This is a genomic window from Cellulomonas sp. ACRRI (assembly GCF_022346185.1).
Lineage (GTDB): Bacteria > Actinomycetota > Actinomycetes > Actinomycetales > Cellulomonadaceae > Cellulomonas.
The window spans coordinates 1-4,762 of the sequence record NZ_JAKRMS010000198.1; the positions used below are offsets into that span (position 1 = coordinate 1).

Consider the following 4,762-nt stretch of genomic DNA (forward strand, 5'->3'; position numbering starts at 1 on the left):
GGGCGACCGCGGGCAGCAGGCGGGCGGCTGCCGCGGCGGCGGCGAGCGCGACCGCGGCGTCGGTGGTCTCGGTGGCGTTCATCAGGGCTTCTCCTCGACGGTGACGACCATGCAGGCGAGGCGGGAACCGTTGTTCCCCGCGGCGGCTCGCGCGAGCACGACGCCGTCCACCACCACGTCGAGCGGCTGGGACGACGGGTGGGACAGGGGGACGACGTCGCCGACGGCCAGGCCGACGACGTCGCGGGGGCGGACGACGACCGGCGCGAACCGGACGGCGACCTCGACGGGCACGTCCTCCACGGCGGCCTCCAGGTCGAGCACCGCGAGCTCGTGGGCCCGCTGGTCCTCGACGGACCGGCTGCCCGCGCCGTCGGCCTGGCGGACGGCGGCCAGCAGCACCTCGGCGGGGAACATGACGGTGGCGACGTCCTCGCGCTCGCCGACCCGCATGAGGAACGTGGCGACCAGCACCGCGTCGGAGGCCGGGACGGCCTGCACGAACTGCGGGTTGTACTGGACGGAGCGCAGCGTGACGTCCAGCGGCGTCAGCGAGGAGAACGCGTAGCCCAGGTCGCCGAGCGCGGCGCCCATGACGCCGCGGAGCAGGGTCAGCTCGATCTCGGTGAGCTCGCGCTCCTCGCGGGCGTCGCCCGTGCCGGGGCCGCCGAGCATGTAGTCGATCCAGACCATCGTGGCGCTGACCGGGACCTGCACGACGGCGGTCTGCCGGGTCTGCTCGATGGTGCACAGCATCATCGCCGTGGTGCCGGGCAGGCCGCGCACGTACTCGTCGTACGTCTGCAGGCTCAGCCCGTCGAGCGTCACCTGGGCCATCGCCCGCAGGCGGGCCGTCAGCTGGTTGCCCCACTGGCGGGCGAACGTCTCGAACGCCATCTCGAGCACGCGGGCGTGCTCGCGCGCCATCGTCATCGGGCGCCGGAAGTCGTAGGGCTCGGGCACGTGCGTGCGCCGTCGGGAGCGCGCGGGGGCCTGACCCGTGGTGTGGACCGTCACGCCCACCCTGATCGGCGCGCGACCGGGTGATGTGAGGGGTCGCGCCCGGGACTTTCCCCGCCCTCGGCCCGTCGTGGGCCGGCGTGCTGCGGGGCGATGTGGCGCCCTCCGTGGCGCCGTGGTTCACCGGTTCGGGTGACACCCCAGGTCAGGGGCGTCACGCGTCCGGTCGGACGGGGCGCGCGTCGCCGCGCGCGCCGTCACTGGGTGACGTAGTTCGTCAGGAAGACGTCGTACACCTCCCCGTGGTACAGCTCGTCGAGCTGGTGCTTGAACTCCGCCTTCAGCTCCTCGCGCTTGGCGGGGTCGCTGACCTCGGACACGCTCCGGCCGGAGAACAGGGCGATCGCCGCGTCCACCGCGGGGCCGGTCTCCGGGTCGCCGTGGCCCGCGGCCTCGGCGGTGAACTGCAGCTCGAACCCGAGCCGCAGGTAGTGGCCGTCGGCCAGGTTCAGGCTCACCGGCTCGACCGCGACGACCGCGCCCGGCTCGGGCTCCGGCTCGGCGGCCGGCTCGCCGCCACCGCGGCCGAGCAGCAGGTACGCCGCCGCCCCCGCGGCCACCAGGACGACCGCCCCGATGATGAGGAGCAGCTTCTTCTTGCCGCCCTTCTTCTTCTCCGGCTCCGCGGCGGGCGCCGGAGCCTGCGTGCTCCCGCCGCCGATCTTCTGGCCGCCGCCGATCTTCTGACCGCCGCCGACCACGCGCTGCTCGATGGGCATCGCCCCTACCCTCCCGTCGTGCTTCCGGCCGCCACCGCGGGCAGCAGGGCGCGCACCGCTTCGGGTGCCGCGCTGAGAATGACCATGTCGACCCGCCGGTTGGCGGTCATCGCGTCCTCACCCGTCCCCTGGACCAGGGGCCGGGTGTCGCCGTAGCCCACCGCCTGGATGCGGGTGCCCGGCATGCCGTCGCGCTCCACCAGGTACCGCAGCACCTGGGTGGCGCGGTCGGAGGAGAGCTCCCAGTTGGTCGCGTACCGCCCCGAGATCGGGATGGTGTTCGCGTGGCCCTCCACCGAGATCTGCTCCTGGAGGGCCACGAGCGTCGGCGCGGCCAGGTCCAGGACCCGCCCCGCGGTCGGGGTCAGCGTCGCCGACCCCTGCGCGAAGAACACGTCGTCGGCGACCAGCCCGAGCACCAGCCCGCGCTCGTCCACCCGGAACCGGACCTGGTCCTGGAGCCCCGCACCGGTCAGCGCCTGGAGGATGTGCTCGCGCACCTCCTCCAGGTGCGCCGCCTCGGCCTGCGCCGCCGCGAGCACGCTCGCGTCCACCTGGGTCGGGTCCGCCGACGTCTGCGGCGCCGGGTCGGACGCCTGCAGGCCGAGGCCCTCGTCCGCGTCCACGATCCCCGAGGTGCCGGCGTCCGGCTGGTCCTCGGTGATCGCCAGCCCGTCCATCGTGCCGTCCGTGCCGTCCAGCACCGACTGGTTGACCGACCCGTCGCCGAACCCCGCCGCCAGCGACGCCTTGAGCGCCACGTACTTCTCCTGGTCGACCTGGCTGATGGCGAACAGGACGATGAACAGCGCCATGAGCACCGTGATCATGTCCGAGTAGGACACGAGCCAGCGCTCGTGGTTGACGTGCTCCTCCTCGTGCCCCCCGCCGCGACGACCGCGGCCGCCCCCGTGGCCGGAGCTCACGCTGCTTCCTTGGCGGCCGGGGTGTCCGGCAGCAGGCTGCGGAGCCGCTCGCCGACCAGGCGCGGGTTGGCGCCGGCCTGGACGGCCAGCAGGCCCTCCAGCGTCACCTCCATCTGCGCGCACTCCAGGTCCGAGAACCGCTTGATGCGGGCGCCCAGCGGCAGCCAGACCACGTTCGCCGACAGGATGCCCCAGAGGGTGGCGACGAAGGCCGCGGCGATCGAGTGGCCCAGCGAGGCCGGGTCGGACAGGTTCTCCAGCACGTGCACCAGCGAGATGACCGTGCCGATGATGCCGATCGTCGGGGCGTAGCCGCCCATGTCGGCGAAGTACTTGGACCAGACCTTCTCGCGGGACCGCTTCGTGGCGATCTTGTCCTCGAGGATCATCCGGAGGTCGTCGGGGTCGGTGCCGTCGATCGCGGCCTGGAGGCCGCCGCGCAGGAACTCGTCGTCGATGTCCTTGGCCGCGTCCTCGAGGGCCAGCAGGCCCTCGCGGCGGGCGCGGTCGGCCAGGTCGACGAGCGTGTCCACGGTCGACGTCGGGTCCGGCACCTTGTTCATCAGGGCACGCGGCACGGCCTTGAACGACTCGATGACGTCCTTGACCGTGTGGCCGGCGATGCCGACACCGATCGTGCCGACCCACACCAGCAGCAGCGGCGCGGGCAGGAAGATGGACATCGGGTCGGCGCCCTCCATGAGGAGGGCACCGAAGATCGCACCGAAGGCGACGACCAGCCCGATGAAGCCGGCGGGGTCCATCAGCGGCTCCTCGGTCGCAGGGGAACAGGGTCGGCGAGCGGCACGTCGCCGTCGTCCTCGGCCGGGCCCGCCTCGCCGCTGCCGGCGGCGTCGCGGACCAGCTCGACCGTGGGCGCCGGCGCGGCCTGGATCTCCTGGGCGCGGGCCAGGAGCTGGGCGCGGTGCTCGTTCACGCGCGCGATGACCTCGGCCATCGACTCCCGGACGATGTACTTCGTCCCGTCGATGAGGGTCAGGATGGTGTCGGGCGCGCTGTCGACGCGCTGGAGCAGGTCGGGGTTCACCCCGAACTGGGCCCCGTTGAGGCGCGTCACGATGATCACAGCGGTGTCCCGTCCCTGGTGGTGCGTGTGCGGCTCGCGCCGCCGCGGCCCGTCCGTGTGCCGCTCACCCCTGTCCATCGGACGCGGGCCCCGGGCGCTGAGGGGTTCCGAGGACTTCTGCGCTGCCGCCCGGGGCCGTACGTGCGCGCCGTCCCGAGCGGTCACGGCACCGTGGTCGTCGCCGCGGCCGACTCGCGCGGGTCAGAAGGGTGGGGGTGCGTCGTAGGGGTCGGTGGTGGCGTCGTGGGTGTGGCCGGTGCCGGGTCGGGTGAGGTAGCGGTGCCCGGCGGGGGTGATCCACTCGAACAGCCCGGGGGCGATCTGGCGCAGCCGGAACCCGCCGTCGGTCTTCAGGCGGTGGTGGCGGTGGCACAGCGGTCCGAGGTTGTCCGCGTCGGTGCGACCCAAGGGGGTCTCGGGTGGGTCGCCGGGCCTTCGGTGGTACTCGATGGTGTGGTCGAGGTCGGCGTTGCGGGCCGGGACGGTGCACCCGGGTGCGACGCAGGTGGTGTCGCGGGTGCGGACGAACTCCACCAGGCCGGCGGGTGGTCGGTAGCGCTGGCGTCCGACGTCCAAGACCTGGTGGGTGACGGGGTCGGTGATGATGCGCCGCCAGATGCCGCCGTCGGCCAGGGCCCGGGCGCGCACGGCGTCGATGGGGCCGTACCCGTCGAGGTCGGCGGGGTGGTCGTCCAGGCCCAGGAGGGTGGAGGCGGCGATGGTGAGGTTGACCTCGGCGCCCGGGCGCCCCGCGCAGCGGGTGCAGCTGCGACGGGCGGCGGCGGTCGCGGGGTCGGTCGCGGGCACGCCCGGGACCGGCACGCCCGGGACCGGCACGCCCGGGTCCGGCACGGTCGGCGCGGGCTCGGGCGGCGCGGTGCTGCGTGCGGGCTCCGTGCTGGCAGCGGGCGCGGGCGCGCTGCTGGGCGCGGGCGCACTGCTGGGCGCGGGCGCGGGTGGGACGTCATCGGTCGAGGCGGTGTCGGGCGCGTGCGGGGGTTCGGTCGGCG

The 4,762-nt window shown here is 74.1% G+C and carries 6 protein-coding genes; all 6 read right to left on the reverse strand.

The window, feature by feature from the left end; translation table 11 throughout:
* Nucleotides 1-81: 81 nt before the first annotated feature.
* The gene (locus tag MHY85_RS20165) at nucleotides 82-963 is read right to left on the reverse strand and encodes a FliM/FliN family flagellar motor switch protein (protein ID WP_239200020.1); all 882 of its coding nucleotides are present in this window, start codon (nucleotides 961-963) and stop codon (nucleotides 82-84) included.
* Between the two features lie 254 nt (nucleotides 964-1,217).
* Nucleotides 1,218-1,739, reverse strand: coding sequence for a flagellar basal body-associated FliL family protein (locus MHY85_RS20170; RefSeq protein ID WP_239200023.1), 522 nt, complete (start codon nucleotides 1,737-1,739; stop codon nucleotides 1,218-1,220).
* Nucleotides 1,740-1,744: 5 nt separating this feature from the next.
* Nucleotides 1,745-2,665, reverse strand: a complete 921-nt coding sequence (locus tag MHY85_RS20175; protein WP_239200026.1) for a flagellar motor protein MotB — start codon at nucleotides 2,663-2,665, stop codon at nucleotides 1,745-1,747.
* Nucleotides 2,662-3,429 carry a motility protein A gene (locus tag MHY85_RS20180; protein ID WP_154730949.1) on the reverse strand — a complete coding sequence of 256 codons (768 nt, stop codon included), beginning with the start codon at nucleotides 3,427-3,429 and terminating at the stop codon, nucleotides 2,662-2,664. The genes MHY85_RS20175 and MHY85_RS20180 overlap by 4 nt, the downstream gene beginning before the upstream one ends.
* Nucleotides 3,429-3,752, reverse strand: coding sequence for a flagellar FlbD family protein (locus MHY85_RS20185; RefSeq protein WP_239200029.1), 324 nt, complete (start codon nucleotides 3,750-3,752; stop codon nucleotides 3,429-3,431). The genes MHY85_RS20180 and MHY85_RS20185 overlap by 1 nt, the downstream gene beginning before the upstream one ends.
* Before the next feature lie 201 nt (nucleotides 3,753-3,953).
* Nucleotides 3,954-4,762 (reverse strand): HNH endonuclease signature motif containing protein (locus MHY85_RS20190; protein WP_239200032.1); only part of this gene is annotated, 809 nt, incomplete at its 5' end.

What these genes read in the sequence shown, in the direction of transcription:
- MHY85_RS20170 (WP_239200023.1), bottom strand. Translation starts at nt 1,739, where the DNA reads ATGCCCATCGAGCAGCGCGTGGTCGGCGGCGGTCAGAAGATCGGCGGC.
- MHY85_RS20180 (WP_154730949.1), bottom strand. Translation starts at nt 3,429, where the DNA reads ATGGACCCCGCCGGCTTCATCGGGCTGGTCGTCGCCTTCGGTGCGATC.